Genomic DNA, 16602 nt, shown 5'->3' with positions numbered 1-16602 from the left:
CTCGTGATATAATATCAAGTATGAGTGTCCCTTGCACTCCTTCTAACCCCTGCTAAAGGGGAAAATTTTAGGGAAGGTGATAGCTTTGTTAGAAAAGAATTCTTTGACTAAGATTAAAAAAGATGTAGAAGATTCAGTGGGAAAGAAGGTCATATTGAAGGCTAACAAAGGTAGGAAAAAAACTACTGTACGGGAGGGAATATTAGAAAGCGCATATCCAAGTATATTTGTCGTAAAGATTTCAAATCAATATGACAGTGTTAGGAGAGTATCTTATACCTATTCAGATATATTGACAGAAACTGTTGAAGTAACTATATGTGATGGAGAAGAAAGAAAAATAAGTATTTGTTAGAATAAAAAGCAGCTTTGCTGCTTTTTTTCATTTTATTTTTATGATATAATTAGTAAAAACTACGTAAGACAAGGTGATGATGTTTTGAAAAATAAAATAAATATATTTTTATTTGCTATAATCATGACAATCTCTAGTGTTTTTTTAATAGAATATAATTTGGGGGAAAAGGAACAAGCTACAGCTGTATATGATATAAAAAAAGAAGAAGGTACTATTGTTACGACCAATAGATCCTTAGAAAAAGAGGAGAGAATGACAAGAAAATTGAAAGTAGAGTATGAAGGGGAAGCACTAAATACTTTAGAAAAAGATGGGAAGATAAAAATCTATAGTGAAAAGGATGAAGAAAGTGAAATAATTGCTATACTAGATAATTATGAAAAAGTAGAATTACTTGAAACACTACCATTTGGCTGGTTTAAAGTCAAAACTAAAGATGGACAAATAGGATATGCTGATGCCAGATACATAAGAACTAGAGCTATACCCCCACATAAATACGATGAGAATTCTTCGGCTTGGTTCATAAAATTTGATGAATCAAATCAAACTATTTATATATACAATGAAGGGGAACTTGTACTAGAAAGTCTAGGTTCCAGTGGGGTGTGGGATTCATTTACCCCAAAAGGAATTTTTGAAATTGAAAAGGATAGAAGAGGCGAATGGGCATATATACCTAGATTTGAGCAGGGAATGAAATATTGGGTAGGTTTTAAAGGTTCTTATCTTTTCCATTCAGTTCCATTCACAGAAGATGGAATGGTTATAGTAGAGGAAGCAAAAAAACTAGGCGAACCTTCTAGTCATGGCTGTATAAGACTTCCTGTTGCTGTGGCAAAATATATTTATGACAATGTTCCTGATGGTTCGATAGTTGTTATAGAATGAAAAAATACCGACCTTAATAGTCGGTATTTTAAAATAGGGAAATGAGCTTGCTAAAAGCACGCTCTTTACGGGGAAGAAAGACCACTTGGAAGTCTTTCACAATGGATATTATATATGAATATAGGAAAAGATGTAAATAGGTCTTTGGTATGGTTTTATGGGCCTATGAATTTAAAGTAAAATATATTGGGGAGATGATTTATTGTGAATAAAGCTAAAAATGTTCACACTTTTTTGGGATTTGACAGTGATTATGAAGAGGCGAAAATTGTAGTTTTTGGAGCACCTTTTGATGGTACCACTTCTTTTAGACCTGGCACTCGTTTTGCACCTTCAGTTATGAGAAATGAATCCTATGGTCTTGAAATGTACAGCCCTTATTTAGACAAAGATTTAAAGGACACTAAAATTTGTGATGTAGGAGATTTGGTTTTGCCTATAGGAAATACAGAAAAAAGTATGAAAGTCATAAAAGAATTTGCCAAAGAAATAGTGGAAGATGGAAAGATTCCTATGATGATAGGGGGAGACCATCTGGTTTCATATCCAGCTATTGAAGCAGTATACGAAAAACATAAGGATATATATGTACTTCATTTTGATGCTCATACTGATCTTAGAGATACTTTCTTTGGAGAAAAGCTTTCTCATGCAAATGTATTGAGAAGGGCTTGGGACTTTTTAGGAGACGGAAGAATATATCAATTTGGCATTCGTTCAGGAGATAGAGAAGAATTTCTTTGGGCAGAAGAGCACACTCATTTGACAAAGTTCAACTATGATGGATTGGATGAAGTTGTGGAGAGACTTAAAGATAAGGCAGTATATGTGACTATAGATATTGATATTTTAGATCCATCAGTAGTTCCGGGAACTGGAACACCAGAGCCAGGTGGAATAAGCTTCAAAGAAATCCTTGATATACTTTCTAAAATAAATAAATTAGACAATATTGTTGGAGCAGATTTGGTTGAATTGGCACCACATTATGACCCAACAGGAGTAAGTAGTGCAGTGGCTTGTAAAATATTTAGGGAATTGGCTTTGGTAGTTCACAAATAAACTTTTAAATATCCTCCTATTTAGTAATATTCTCAAAGCTTTAGACATATATTTCTTCATAGAATATATATTGGATAAATAGGAGGGATGAGAGTGGCAATAGAATTAGTTAAAGATATATTGAAAGTAGAAGAGATAAAAGGTAAAAACGAAGTTCAAGTATTAGTTGAAACAGAAATATATCTAAATCAAACTAAGGCTAGTTTAGAAAAGATATTGTGGACTGATGGAAAAGTAGAAATCATGAATACCAAGATAGTTAAAGATAAAATGTAGTGAGCGGTATTGTGAATTTCAATATTGTCTTACAGAACAAAAGAAGAAAATATACCAATAGAGACAGTGGAGACAACCAGTGATTTCAGAGAAGAGATAGAAATGTATGACATAGATGAAGAAATGATGGGAAAAGTTAGTGCTCGTATAGAACATATAGAATATGACGAAGTAGACGAAAGAAAAATAGTATTAGAAGCCTTGATAAATATCGAAGCAAGAGTGGAAAATACCAAGACCATAGAAATTGTCAAAGATATAAAAGGTGGAGAGGGTCTTGAAGTTTTAAAAGAAAAGATAAGATACAATTGTCTTTTAGGCTCTAGTGATTCCTATGCAGTAGTAAGAGATGCTTTTGAACTAAGAGGTACCTTGCCAGATATTGAGGAAGTATTAAAACTTGATTTAACTTCTTATGAAGTAGAATCTAAAGTAGTTGAAGACAGAATTATAGTTTCAGGAATAGTAGAAGCTTCTTTTGTATACTATGGGGGAGGAAAATTAAATTCTTTAAAAAGAGAAGTAGCTTTTAACCATTTTGTAGATATAGAAGGAGCCAAAAAAGATTCGAATTGTCAGCTAAAATTAGAAGTAGTTAATGGAGAATATGAAATAAAAGAAGATTTAGAAGGAAAACTTAGAGTATTGGATTTAGAAGCAAAAGTTAAAGTTGCTGGAAAAGTATATGAGCAAAAACAAAAAGAAATTGTATTAGATGCTTATTCTACAAAAAAGAAGATAAATATTCAAAATGAAGAAATAGAAGTAATTGAAAATGTAAAAGATATCCATCAAAAAGAAACTATAAAGGGAAAATTAAAGGGAATGGGTTTCGGAGAAATTTATCATATAGAGGGAAATCCAATATTGATAGATAGCAAGATTATAGAAGATAAAATAATACTTGAAGGCCTCATTTCATTAAAGCTTCTCTACCTTGAAACTGGCGTCAAGGAAATAAAAACTATAAAAGAAGAAATTCCATTTAAGACTTATATAGAATCAGAAGGTATAGATGAGACTATGAGTCCATTGGTAGAACTAATTTTAGAAGATATAAATTATAAAATAATTGATGAACAAAGTATAGAAGTAGAAGCAAACATTGACAATTTCATCTTTTTAAATAGGCAGAGAAAAGTAAATATAGTCCTTGATTTAGAGGAAACAGATGAGCTTGTAGACAAAAGCAAAAGACCGAGTATCACTGTATATATAGTGCAAAAAGGTGATTCTCTTTGGGATATAGCTAGAAGATACAATACTACAGTTGAAGAAATAGTACTTTCAAACAATATAGTATCACCTGATCATTTGATGCCTGGTGAAAAAATCATCATAGAAAAAATAGTTGACAATAGTTTTTAGCCTTTAGATATTCTAAAGGCTTTTTTTTGTTTCTCATTAATCGTCTCTATGATATAATACTATATTGTGAAAACCTAAAACAAAAGGAGAAAAGGAATGAATGAAATTCAAATAGAAGCCTATGGAAAAGTAAATATTTCTCTAGATGTAATAGGAAAGAGAAAAGATAATTATCATGAAATAGAGACAATTATGCAGCAGATAGATTTAAAAGATGTCTTAATCATAAGAGACAGAGAAAATGGAGTAAAAATAGAATGCAACAATCCTTTGGTTCCTTTAGATTCATCAAATCTAGTACATAAGGCCTTTAAGGTTTTAAGTGAAAAATGTCACATAAAAAGAGGAGCCCATATAATCATAGAAAAAAATATTCCTGTTGCAGCAGGGTTGGCAGGAGGAAGTACAAATGCGGCTGCAACTCTTAAAGGGTTAAATAAGCTTTGGAATTTAAATTTAACAGAAGCTGAACTCATGGATATAGGAGTTCATATAGGAGCTGATGTCCCATTTTGTATCATGGGAGGAACTGCACTGGCAAAGGGAATTGGAGAAAAACTTGAAAAATTGGATAGTTTCAAAGATCATATGCTATTACTTGCCAATCCAGGTATAGAAGTTACATCTAGCCATGTCTACAGCGTATTTGATGTAGAAAATATAAAAAATAGGCCTCAAACAGATACACTTCTCAAAGCTATACAAAAAAATGACATATATACTGTTTCAAAAAATATGGTCAATGTATTAGAACAAGTAACTTGTAGTGAGTATAAAGAAATCGAAAAAATTAAAGAAGATATGTTAAGCTGTGGAGCCCTGGGTAGTTTGATGAGTGGTAGTGGCCCTACTGTATTTGGCTTCTTTGACGATGAAGATAAATTATACAATTGCAAAAAAATATTGGAAAAAAGAATAGAAAAAGTTTTCATTGCTAGAACTATTTGAATAAAATTCCCACTTCTTGTAGAACATATAATTATGGATCTACTGAAAGGAGTGGGAATTTTGTTTTTTGGAATTAGAGAAATGTTAAAACATATATTTGGTATTTATTTTCTATTAGCTATAGTATTTATATGTTTATGCATATTTCTAGTAGATATACCCAGACTTAAGAAAAGACAAATTCAAAAAGAAGCCAATATGGCAAAGTGCATAGGAATTTTCTATATTGTTGTAAGTCCCATACTATATATTTTATTTAGACAATGAGGAGGCTTAAAATGGACTTAAATGTAGAAAAGGTAAAAGAAATACTTAAAGATTGTGACGATGTAGTATACAGGGATTTTAAGGTGGGAGCAAAACAAAATTTCTCTTTATGTATAGTTTATGTAGATGGACTCATAAACAAAGAAAGCGTAAGCGATTTTGTATTGGAATCTCTCATGGAAGGAGCAAGGGGTCTAGAGCCTACTCCAAAGGGAATAAAGGACAATCTCATTGAACTGATAACCAAGGGAAATATCTCAATAACTGAAATAGAAGAAGTATCAACTATAGAAGAAACTATAGATGCGATTCTTTCAGGTGAAACAGCTCTTTTTATAGATAAATACGACAAGGCAATTATACTATCTTCAAGAGGATGGCCTACAAGAAGTATCAATGAATCTCAAGTGGAAACTGTAGTGAGAGGACCAAGAGATGCCTTTACTGAAACTTTAAAAGTTAATACCACCCTTATAAGGAGACGAATCAAAGACCCAAAGCTTAAGGTCAAAATGGTTCAAATAGGGAGAAGATCAAAGACTGATGTAGCTGTTATGTACATAGAAGATATTGCAAATGACGACATTTTGGCAGAAGTTTTTACTAGGCTTGAAAAGGTAGATGTAGATGCCATTGTAGAAAGTGCTATATTGGAAGAGCATATACAAGATGATTATTATTCGCCTTTTCCTCAAATAGAAAATACAGAACGTCCAGATTCTGTAGCAGCTTCACTATACGAAGGTAGAATAGCTTTAGTTGTAGACAATACACCATCAGTGTTGGTAGTTCCTGCAACTATAGGAACAATCATGCAATCCAGTGAAGATTATTATACAAGATGGGTCGTAGCAGGTATAACTAGGATTATTAGATATATTGCGGCAGCTGTAGCTGTATTGGCCCCAGGACTTTACATAGCAATCACATCTTTTCATCCAGGATTATTACCTACAAGACTTGCTTTTTATGTAGCAGGAACTAGAGTCAATGTACCTTTTCCAGCGGTAATAGAAGCTTTTTTGATGGAAATAACTATAGAATTTTTAAGAGAAGCAGGTACTAGAATATCAGGACCCATTGGAACTACAATTGGAATTGTAGGAGGTCTTATCATAGGGCAGGCAGCAGTAGAAGCAGGAATAGTGAGTCCCCTCATGATCATCATAGTAGCTGTAACTACTGTAGCTTCCTTTACTATTCCCAGCTATGAATTTGCAGCAGCTCTTAGATTTTATAGATTTTTTGTCATGGTATTAGCTTCCATATTGGGCCTTTACGGAATAATGCTTGGAATCATACTTATGCTTACGCATTTAGCTGATTTAAACAGTTTTGGTATTCCATTTACTTCACCTTTTTCAGGATTAGGGCTTAATACTGGAGATTTGAAGGATGTATTGGCTAGGGTACCTATGAGTAGAATGAGGTATAGACCAACATTTACATATCCCAAAGATAAAAAAAGGATTAAATAGGTGATTATATGGAAAGGAAAAATAGAATATCTAATGGTCAATTGGAAGCACTTATTTTGACTATTGCCATAGGTGTAGGAGTACTATCTCTTCCAAATGTTTTAGCCAATATTCTAGGCAATGATGGATGGATCATAATAATCGTTGGAGGGCTTGTTACCTTACCTTTTTTATACATAATGTATAAATTAAACAAGATGTTTCCTGGAGAAGTCTATTTTGAATATGGGAAAAAAATAGTGGGTACTACTTTGTTTGATGTATTCAATATACTTTATATCATATTCTATATATTTATGCTGGCCTTTGAAGTCAGAGTTTTTGCTGAGGTCATCAAAGCTTTTTTACTTGACAGAACTCCAACAGAAGTCATCATAATCACAATGTTACTTGCTTCTTCATATATAGCAAGAAAGGATTTTGGAGCCCTAGGGAGAATGGCAATCATACTTGTAATTATAGTTGGAGTTATTATGCTCATATTTGGCATTTTAGCACTTCCAACTATGGATTACACAAATATACTTCCACTATTTAGGATAGGTTTTGGGGATATAAAAGATATACTTAGAGGTTTTGGTTACATTGCTTTTAGCTATTCTGGATTTGAAATAATACTCATAGCTATGGCTTATATAGAAAAGCCAGAAGAGTCATTAAAATATAGCATTAAGGGTGTTTTATATACGGCAGTTGTTTATTTGATTACATTTTTTATATCCCTTGCCCAGCTTGGGATTTATGATACTAAAAGACAGATTTGGCCAATGCTTTCCATAATGAGAGAAATAGAACTTCCTGGATTTTTTATAGAAAATTTGGATGCTCTTGTAATGTCGGCTTGGGTATTGGTCATATTTGGTACTATTGGCCCTGATATGTATATAAATGGGACTATATTAAAAAGTATATTTAATTCCAGAAGACATGATTTTCTCATACTACCTTTAATTCCTATAATATATATTGTCTCTCTTATTCCACAAAATTTAAGTCAAGTATATAGCCAAATAGATATTATATCTAAAACATTAGGAACTTTCACATCGTTTGTATGTCCAACAATGCTATATATAGTAGCTCGTTTGAGGAAGGGTGGTTAGATATGAAAAGGGCTTTAGTGATATTTTTAGCATTTACAATGATTTTTTTAAGTGGATGCTGGGATTCCACTGAAATAAATGAAAGAAATTTTGTCACTCTTATGGGAATAGATTTAAATAAAGACCCAAATATAGAAGGAAGGTATTTAATGACTTATGCATATCCCAATGTAGGAGCTATAGGGAAAAACCCATCACAAAAAGAAGTTAAAAATGTCAAATCTACAGTTGTTGAAACGGTTTTTGACGGAAGTAGACAACTTACAACTAGGATAAATAATCCTTTTTTTTTAAGACATTTGAAAGTAATAGTTATAGGAGAAGAATTGTTTAAAGAACCAGAAATGATAAAAGAATTTTTTGATGGAATAAATAGAGATCCTAGAATTAATACCAAAGTGATGATTTTAGTAGCTCAAGGTAGAGCAAATGATGTAGTAAATACTAAAGATGGAGGAGTTGGCAGTTATAGGAGGGTATTTATATAGTATGCTACAAAATGACAATATTGCAGCAAGATTTACACCTCAAACTTTTTCGGAGGTCATAAAAAATTTCGATTTTTGCAAGGCAACTATAGTTCCTCGAGCTGTGCCTAAGAAAAATGAATTCAAATTGTCTGGAGGAGCAGTTTTAAAAGACTATAAACTTATAGGCTGGATAGGGGAAAAAGAAAATAGAGCTATTGCAATGGTTAGAAATAAAGTCAAGTCTGAAATAATAGATATACCTTACAATGGCAAAGTTGTTTCTTATATAATAACGGATGCTAGTTGTAAAAAGCATGTGAGTGAAATGGGAGAAAAAATAAAAGTAGATTTGAATATTTTTGTTGAAGGATATATTCAACAATATCCAAATAACGATAAAGAAGATGTTTTCAATCCACAAATTATTGAGCAAGTACAAGAAAAGGTATCAGAAACCATAAAAAAGGAGATAGAAGATTCGGTTAATAAATTGCAAAAAAAATACAATGCAGATGCTATAGGAATGGCTGAATATATATATAAGTTCAAACCAGATTTGTGGGAAAAGGTGAATGAGGATTGGGACGAAGTGTTTCCTAATTTAGATATAAATGTAATTGTAGATACTAAAATAAGAAGGTCTGGACTTATAAGGTGAATATGAGAAAAATATGAATAAAAAAATGTTTTTGGTCAATACTTACTAATAAATAGAAATGAACAAAACGGACAAGACTCTGAGGAGGATGAAAATGAAAGAGAAAAAACTTATTCTCATATTGTCACTATTTATCATCACAATGGTATATATAGTCTATCCCTATGAAAACATACATACTTCAAATGAAATGGATATAAAAAAAGAAGTCATTAGATTTCATGTTATAGCCAATAGTGATTCTCCTGAAGATCAAGAACTGAAACTTAAAGTGAGAGATGAAATACTATCAGGAGTTGGAAAGAAATTTGATATTTCTTCAAGTGTAGAGGAGTCTAGAAGTATTATAGAAAAAAATGTGGATGAAATAAAACATATTGCAGAAGAAGAAATTAAGAGACAGGGAAAAGATTATGATGTAAGGGTGATTTTAGGTAAAGATACATTTCCTACAAAGAGCTATGGGGATTTAACACTTCCAGCAGGAGAATATGAAGCACTTAAAGTAATCATAGGAGAGGGAAAAGGGAAAAATTGGTGGTGTGTTATGTTTCCGCCCCTATGTTTTGTAGATATAAATCATGGGGTTTCTGCTACAAGTGAATTAAATATGGTAGAGAACAATCAAGAAATAAGGCCAAAATCAAAATTTGTGGAACTATTTCAGAAAACTAAAATACAAATAGGAAGGATGTTTAAATAAACATCCTTTTTTCTTGCATAAAAACTTTTATTTTACAAAAAATAAACTTACAAATAAAATGAAAGGAGGATTTACCACTTGAAAAAGAAAGTATTTATAGGGACTATAATTATACTACTTATTGTTTCAATATTTACCTTTTATGAACCTACAAAAAAACAATTAGAAACTTCAGCTAGCTATGATTATTATCAATCTTCTAGAGTATTGTATTGGGGAAGCAGGGGACAGGATGTAAAAAATGTTCAATGGAAACTCAGAAATTGGAAATATTATGATGGAAAAGTAGATGGAGTATATGGAGCTAGAACCTATAGGGCTGTCAGGAGATTTCAAAAGAAAAATGGCTTAAAAGTAGATGGAGTAGTAGGAGAAAGTACAGCTAGAGCTATGGGATTATCTCTAGGTACTACTTCAAGGGCTGCGGCTAGAAAGACATCTACTGCAGGGATTAATAGAAAAGATGATGTCTATCTACTTGCAAGGGCAATTCATGGAGAAGCAAGAGGAGAGCCTTATGTAGGGAAAGTAGCTGTAGGAGCAGTTATATTGAATAGGGTAAGACATCCTTCCTTTCCAAATACAATAGCAGGAGTCATATATCAACCCCTAGCTTTTACAGCTGTAGCTGATGGGCAAATAAATATGGCTCCTGGAAAGGATTCTATAAAAGCTGCTAAAGATGCAATAAATGGTTGGGATCCCACCTATGGCTGTACCTACTATTGGAACCCAGCTACAGCTACCAGTCGCTGGATATGGTCAAGAAAAGTCGTACTTAAAATAGGCAAGCACTGGTTTGGAAGATAGGAGGTGGAAAGATGAGAGATAAAAGATGGATACTTCCAACAATACTTAGCATTGCTCTTGTTTTATCTGTAGTTTGGGGGTACAATCAATTAACTGATAAAAAACAATTACAGACCAATTTAACCAATGATTATCAAAGACTTTTTTATGATGCCAAAAAACATGTGGAAAACGTACAGGTTTCCTTATCGAAAGCTTTGGTTTCAGAATCTAGAGAACAAAATGTGCTACTACTTTCTCAGATAATGAACGAAGCCTATTTTGCTCAAGATAAACTTTCTCAACTGCCGGTGACTCACGCAGATATTGCCAAAACAGAAAAGTTTTTGACTCAAGTGGCAGATTATAGTTTTTCGCTTATACAGTCTCATTTAAATGGAGAAGAGATAACGAGCAAACAAAGAGAGGCACTATTTAAACTACAAGAAGGTTCTGCGAATTTCAACAGTGAATTGTCAGCTCTCCATGACAAAGTATTAGAACAAAACTTTACTGTGAAAAATACTAAGGGAAAACAGAAAAAGAAATTGGAAGAAGCAAATAAAAAGATGTTTGCTACAAGTCTGGGAAGTATAGAAAAACAAATGGGAAAGGCACCAGAGCTCATATATGATGGACCTTTTTCAGATCAAGAAATAAATAAAAAACCATTGGGGCTTGGGAACAAAAAATTTACTCAAAGTCAAGCTGAAAAAGTAGCCAGAGATTTTTTGGGCAATAAAAAAATAGATAAAGTAACTTCCTTTGAAAAAGGCGAAGATATTTCTACAGCTAGAATTCCATCCTATACTTTTAGCATTTTGCCAAAAAATACTTCAAAAGAAATGGCTATATATATTGGAGTCAGTGAAGTAGGAGGAAAGGTTGTATGGATGGCCAATCCTAGAGGAGTTTCAAATATAAATATCTCACCTAAGCAAGCAGAAGAAAAAGCACTAAAATTTCTTAAGGAAAAAGGATATCAAGATATGGAACCAAATTATTCTTTAAAATATGATGGAACAATACTATTTAATTTTGCCTACAAGCAAGATGATGTCACTATATATCCCGATCTTGTAAAAGTTAAAGTTGCATTAGACAATGGAGAAATAGTAGGATTTGATTCTTCTACCTACTTGATGAATCACAAAGATAGAAATATTGAAAAGCCTTCTTTGACAAAAGAAGAGGCAAGAAAAAAAGTAAAAGTTGACTTTGATATAGATAGTATAAGGCTTGCTATGATTCCAAAAGGAAGCAAGGAGCTATTATGTTATGAATTTAAAGGAAAATATAAAGATTCTGATTTCATCATATATATAAATGCAATGAATGGAAAAGAAGAACAAATACTTCAAATAATTAAAGATGAAAATGGTACTCTCACCTTCTAAAAATAAGTTGTAAATTCCCCCTTTTATCTATACAATATAATAAAAGGGGGAATTTTTTATGGACAATAGACCAATTGGAGTATTTGATTCAGGTATAGGCGGTCTAACAGTTTTAAAAGAAATTGCAGAACAACTTCCAGGAGAAGATGTAATATATTTTGGAGATACAGCTAGAATTCCTTATGGAACTAGATCTAGAGAAACAGTCATAAAATATTCTTTTCAATGCATAAGATTCCTCTTAAGTAAAGACATAAAGGCTATAGTTATTGCTTGCAATACTGCTAGTGCCATGGCATTGGAAGAAGCTAAAAAAGTATTTGAAATACCAATATTGGGAGTTATAGAGCCTGGAGCCAATGCGGCTGTAGCAACTACAAAAAACAATAAAATTGGAGTCATAGGGACTGTAGGCACAATAAATAGTGAAGCGTATCAAAGAAAAATAAGAAGACTTCATCCTACATTGGAAGTTATAGGTATTTCTTGCCCGCTGTTTGTTCCAATAGTTGAAGAAGGATGGGAAGATTCAGATGTAGCGAATATGACAGCAGAGAAATATCTTCAAGAATTAAAAGAACACAATATAGATACTTTGGTACTTGGCTGTACCCATTATCCAGCTTTAAGATATACTATTGGAAAAGTCATGGGTGAAAGGGTTACATTGGTAAATCCAGCATACGAAACTGCTAAAGTTACCAAAATTCTTCTCAAAGAAAATGGACTGTTTTCCGAAAAAATTGATGGAGGAAAATATGAATTTTATGTAAGTGATGATCCGGAAAAATTCAGAAGGATTGGTGGAAATATATTGAAAAAGGAAATATCTACCATACAAAAAGTAAATATAGAATTATTATAGGCACTACTAAGTGCCTAATATTTGGCCATTGGTGCCAAAATTCAGGCAGAGAAAAGGAGGGAAAATATGAATGATGTTTTCATAAGAGAGAATATTTACGAAATACTTGATTATCTAGATGAAGGTATTCACATTATTGATAAAAATGGAAGAATAGTCTACTACAACAGATTTGCCCAGACAATTGATGATATAGATAGGGATAGGGCTAAAGGAAGGCATATTTTAGAGATATATCCATCTCTATCAGAAGAGACGAGTACACTTCTTACAGTAATGAAAACAGGAGAGCCTATATTAAATGTAGAGCAAACTTTCATAAATTATAAAGGCAAAAAGATAACAACTATAAATTCTTCTATTCCCATAAAATCTAAAGGCAAAGTAGTTGGAGCATTAGAAATCTCTCGTGATATAACTCAAGTCAAGAAAATGTCTGAAACCATAGTAGATCTCCAATCAAAACTCTACGAAAATAGCGAAAAAAAGAATAAAAATCAGAAAGAAAAAGGTAAATACAATTTCATAGACATAATAGGAGAAAATAAGAAGATGCTGGCCTTAAAATCATTGGCTCTAAAGGCATCAGATACGGATGCTCCAGTTCTTATATATGGAGAAACAGGTACTGGGAAGGAACTGTTTGTCCATTCTATTCACAATGCTAGTTCTAGAAAATATGGCCCTTTTATAGCTCAAAACTGTGCAGCACTTCCATCTAATTTATTGGAAGGAATACTATTTGGAACAGTAAAAGGAGGATTTACAGGAGCGGAAGATAGACAAGGACTCTTTGAACTAGCCAATGGAGGTACTTTGTTTCTTGATGAAATAAATTCTATGCCTTTAGAGCTTCAAGCAAAGCTTTTAAGAGTACTTCAAGATAGCTCTATAAGGCGAGTAGGAGGTACAAATACTATAGATATAGACACTAGAATTATTGCTGCAACTAATATTCCACCAGAAGAAGCTGTGAGGGAAAAAATTCTTAGAAAAGACTTATACTATAGATTAAATGTAGTGAATCTTGAAATACCTCCACTACGAGAGAGAAGAGACGATATCCCAGTTCTTACAAAATATTTTATTGAAAAATTAAATATAAAATTGAAAAAGTCTGTTAAAGAAGTATCAGATGAAGTAATGGAAATATTTCTTTCTTATGAATGGGAAGGAAATGTAAGAGAACTTGAAAATACCATAGAGGGTATCATGAGTTTATATGATGTAGAAACTATAGAAGTAGAACATTTGCCACAGAAATTTAAAAAACATAGAGATAAGCAGAAAAAAAGTGGAGATGTATCCCTTACAGAATTGCTTGAGGAAACAGAAAAGTGTATAATACTTGAAACCCTTGAAAAAACTCATTGGAATATAACTCGTTCTGCTGAAAAACTTAAACTTCCAAGGCAAACTCTTCAATACAAAATAAATAAATATAAACTCAGGTAGTGCCGAGAAACTGGCGTATGTGTTTATTTTTTGACAAAGTTTTTAGAGGCATTTTGCTGAAAGTCTTTAAAAATAGAGGTTCTATTTGATTTTGACAAGTTGGCATATAAATTGCATTAATATAAAATGATGATGAAAAGATAAAAATTTAGAGGAGGAATGCAAAATGAAAAAAGGATGTCCATATGGAACACATAGAGTTATAGAACCAAAGGGAGTTTTACCACAACCAGCATTAAAAATTGACAACAACATGGAGATTTATGACAACGAGATTTTAATTGATGTTCAAACTTTAAATGTTGATTCAGCAAGTTTTACACAAATAAGAGAACAAGCTAATGGAGATGTAGAAGAAATCAAGAAAATCATGAAGGGAATTGTAGCAGAAAGAGGTAAACACCAAAACCCAGTCACAGGTTCAGGTGGAATGCTTATAGGAACAGTTGAAAAAATTGGACCAGCTCTTGAAGGAAAAACTGATCTTAAAGTTGGAGATAAAATAGCTACATTGGTTTCACTATCATTGACACCACTTAGAATTGACGAAATACTTGAAGTTAGACCAGAAATAGATCAAGTAGATATAAAGGGAAAAGCTATACTATTTGAAAGTGGAATTTATGCAAAGATTCCTACAGATATGCCAGAAAACCTAGCACTGTCAGTATTAGACGTAGCAGGAGCACCAGCTCAAACTGCAAAATTAGTTAAACCTGGAGATACGGTTGTAGTTCTTGGAGGAACAGGGAAATCAGGAATGCTTTGTCTATATGAAGCAAAGAAAAGAGCAGGAGTTACAGGAAAGGTTATCTGCATAGGTTCTCGTGATAAGACTATAGAAAGAGTCAAAAATGCAAATTTGGCAGATGTATATATTAAAGCAAATGCAACAGATGCAGTTGAAATAATGAACAAAGTAGCTGAAGCTACAAATGGAGAAATGGCAGATATAGTTATAAACGTAGTTAATATTCCAAACACAGAAATGTCAAGTATTCTTGCAGCTAAAGACAATGGATTGGTTTATTTCTTTAGTATGGCTACAAGTTTCACAAAGGCAGCTTTAGGTGCAGAAGGAGTAGGAAAAGATGTAACTATGCTTATTGGAAATGGATATACTAAGGGACATGCTGAAATATCACTACAAATTATGAGAGAGTGCGAAGCTCTTAAAAAGATATTTGAAGAATTGTATGCATAGACAAAATTAAACCTATCAAAAAGGAGGATTTCTTAAATGAGATCATATAAAGACATTGAACTTTGGAAAAATGTCACAGAGGATGAGTGGAACGATTGGCAATGGCAAGTTAGAAATAGAATTACAGATGTAGAGACATTGGGAAAAGTAATTAATCTTACAGAAAAAGAAGCAGAAGAGATAAATGAAGTTTTGAAGAAGTTTAGAATGGGAATTACGCCATATTATGCTACTCTTATGGATCCAAATGATCCAAAAGATCCTGTTAGAATGCAAGCTGTTCCAACTATATATGAAACTCATAAAAGTGCAGCAGATATGGAAGATCCACTACATGAAGATACAGATTCACCGGTACCAGGTCTTACTCACAGATATCCAGATAGAGTACTTTTCTTGATTACAGATCAATGTTCTATGTATTGTAGACATTGTACAAGAAGAAGATTTGCAGGGCAAAATGATTCAGGAGTTCCAATGGATAGAATAGATAAATGTATAGAATACATTAGGAATACTCCTCAAGTTAGAGACGTATTGTTGTCAGGTGGAGATTGTCTATTGGTATCAGATGACAAACTTGAATATATAATCAAAAAATTGAGAGAAATACCTCATGTAGAAATCATAAGATTAGGTTCTCGTACACCAGTAGTTATGCCTCAAAGGATAACTGATGATTTAGTGAATATGCTTAAGAAATATCATCCAATATGGTTAAATACTCACTTCAATCATCCAAAAGAGTTCACTAAGGAATCAGCAGAAGCTTGTAGAAAGTTAGCAGATGCAGGTATACCATTGGGCAATCAATCAGTCCTTTTAAGAGGAATAAATGACAATCCAGATACTATGATGGATTTAGTTCATGGTCTTGTAAAGATGAGAGTTAGACCATATTATATATATCAATGTGATTTGTCCATGGGTATTGAACATTTTAGGACTAAAGTATCTAAAGGATTAGAAATAATGGAATCTTTAAGAGGTCATACTTCAGGATATTGTGTACCAACATATGTCATTGATGCTCCTGGAGGAGGCGGAAAGACTCCTGTTATGCCACAATATTTGATCAGTATGTCTCCTACAAAAGTAGTTTTAAGAAACTATGAAGGAGTCATCACAACTTATACTGAGCCTCAATATATTGAAGAACCAACAGATGAGAATAAATACAATTTACATGGAGTTGCAGGACTTCTAAAAGGCGGAGAAGTAAAAGCTCTTGAGCCTACTAAAATGGAAAGAAGAGATAGAGCAGCAAAGAGAAATCAAGACAAATAATTATAAAACTAAAGGGGTGTTCT

Annotated in this window: 18 protein-coding genes; all 18 read left to right on the top strand. The window is 32.7% G+C overall.

All coding sequences use genetic code 11. The features are described 5' to 3' along the window. The first annotated feature begins 85 nt into the window (after positions 1-85). The 18 genes from ACFWUA_RS03955 to ablA all read left to right on the top strand — a co-directional run bounded on the left by ACFWUA_RS03955 (position 86) and on the right by ablA (position 16579). The gene (locus ACFWUA_RS03955) at positions 86-355 is read left to right on the top strand and encodes a Veg family protein (RefSeq protein ID WP_072743573.1); all 270 of its coding nucleotides are present in this window, start codon (positions 86-88) and stop codon (positions 353-355) included. A gap of 84 nt (positions 356-439) precedes the next feature. Continuing rightward, positions 440-1249, top strand: coding sequence for a L,D-transpeptidase family protein (locus ACFWUA_RS03950; protein WP_416198867.1), 810 nt, complete (start codon positions 440-442; stop codon positions 1247-1249). A 204-nt stretch (positions 1250-1453) separates the two neighbouring features. Then, positions 1454-2311: an agmatinase gene (speB, locus tag ACFWUA_RS03945; protein ID WP_416198866.1), complete on the top strand. Its 858-nt coding sequence runs from the start codon at positions 1454-1456 to the stop codon at positions 2309-2311. Positions 2312-2404: 93 nt separating this feature from the next. Further along, a complete protein-coding gene (locus tag ACFWUA_RS03940) occupies positions 2405-2587 on the top strand; it encodes a hypothetical protein (RefSeq protein WP_416198865.1) in 183 nt (60 codons plus the stop codon). 24 nt (positions 2588-2611) lie between these two features. Beyond that, positions 2612-3955: a DUF3794 and LysM peptidoglycan-binding domain-containing protein gene (locus tag ACFWUA_RS03935; RefSeq protein WP_416198864.1), complete on the top strand. Its 1344-nt coding sequence runs from the start codon at positions 2612-2614 to the stop codon at positions 3953-3955. Positions 3956-4051: 96 nt separating this feature from the next. Continuing rightward, positions 4052-4903: a 4-(cytidine 5'-diphospho)-2-C-methyl-D-erythritol kinase gene (ispE, locus tag ACFWUA_RS03930; protein ID WP_416198863.1), complete on the top strand. Its 852-nt coding sequence runs from the start codon at positions 4052-4054 to the stop codon at positions 4901-4903. Between the two features lie 60 nt (positions 4904-4963). Next, on the top strand, positions 4964-5170 hold the full coding sequence (locus tag ACFWUA_RS03925; RefSeq protein WP_416198862.1) for a CLC_0170 family protein: 207 nt from the start codon (positions 4964-4966) through the stop codon (positions 5168-5170). Between the two features lie 11 nt (positions 5171-5181). Beyond that, the gene (locus ACFWUA_RS03920; protein WP_416198861.1) at positions 5182-6648 is read left to right on the top strand and encodes a spore germination protein; all 1467 of its coding nucleotides are present in this window, start codon (positions 5182-5184) and stop codon (positions 6646-6648) included. A gap of 8 nt (positions 6649-6656) precedes the next feature. Next, positions 6657-7751 carry a GerAB/ArcD/ProY family transporter gene (locus ACFWUA_RS03915; protein WP_416198860.1) on the top strand — a complete coding sequence of 365 codons (1095 nt, stop codon included), beginning with the start codon at positions 6657-6659 and terminating at the stop codon, positions 7749-7751. Positions 7752-7753: 2 nt separating this feature from the next. After that, positions 7754-8239 carry a hypothetical protein gene (locus ACFWUA_RS03910; protein WP_416198859.1) on the top strand — a complete coding sequence of 162 codons (486 nt, stop codon included), beginning with the start codon at positions 7754-7756 and terminating at the stop codon, positions 8237-8239. A 1-nt stretch (position 8240) separates the two neighbouring features. Beyond that, the gene (locus ACFWUA_RS03905; RefSeq protein ID WP_416198858.1) at positions 8241-8879 is read left to right on the top strand and encodes a Ger(x)C family spore germination protein; all 639 of its coding nucleotides are present in this window, start codon (positions 8241-8243) and stop codon (positions 8877-8879) included. 94 nt (positions 8880-8973) lie between these two features. Further along, a complete protein-coding gene (gene spoIIR, locus ACFWUA_RS03900) occupies positions 8974-9582 on the top strand; it encodes a stage II sporulation protein R (protein WP_416198857.1) in 609 nt (202 codons plus the stop codon). 78 nt (positions 9583-9660) lie between these two features. Next, positions 9661-10392 carry a spore cortex-lytic enzyme gene (gene sleB, locus ACFWUA_RS03895; protein ID WP_416198856.1) on the top strand — a complete coding sequence of 244 codons (732 nt, stop codon included), beginning with the start codon at positions 9661-9663 and terminating at the stop codon, positions 10390-10392. Positions 10393-10403: 11 nt separating this feature from the next. Further along, the gene (ypeB, locus tag ACFWUA_RS03890; RefSeq protein ID WP_416198855.1) at positions 10404-11768 is read left to right on the top strand and encodes a germination protein YpeB; all 1365 of its coding nucleotides are present in this window, start codon (positions 10404-10406) and stop codon (positions 11766-11768) included. Positions 11769-11826: 58 nt separating this feature from the next. Further along, positions 11827-12633, top strand: a complete 807-nt coding sequence (gene murI, locus ACFWUA_RS03885; protein ID WP_416198854.1) for a glutamate racemase — start codon at positions 11827-11829, stop codon at positions 12631-12633. Between the two features lie 66 nt (positions 12634-12699). After that, complete coding sequence (locus tag ACFWUA_RS03880) at positions 12700-14088, top strand: sigma-54 interaction domain-containing protein (protein WP_416198853.1); 1389 nt, start codon at positions 12700-12702, stop codon at positions 14086-14088. A 166-nt stretch (positions 14089-14254) separates the two neighbouring features. Beyond that, on the top strand, positions 14255-15292 hold the full coding sequence (locus ACFWUA_RS03875; RefSeq protein WP_416198852.1) for an L-erythro-3,5-diaminohexanoate dehydrogenase: 1038 nt from the start codon (positions 14255-14257) through the stop codon (positions 15290-15292). A gap of 36 nt (positions 15293-15328) precedes the next feature. After that, positions 15329-16579: a lysine 2,3-aminomutase gene (gene ablA, locus ACFWUA_RS03870; RefSeq protein ID WP_416198851.1), complete on the top strand. Its 1251-nt coding sequence runs from the start codon at positions 15329-15331 to the stop codon at positions 16577-16579. Positions 16580-16602: the final 23 nt, after the last annotated feature.

Origin of the sequence: Sporanaerobacter sp. (assembly GCF_047830725.1) — a bacterium.
Classification (GTDB): domain Bacteria; phylum Bacillota; class Clostridia; order Tissierellales; family Sporanaerobacteraceae; genus Sporanaerobacter.
The sequence above is the reverse complement of the archived record's forward strand: the minus strand, read 5'-3'. Positions and strand labels throughout refer to the sequence as shown.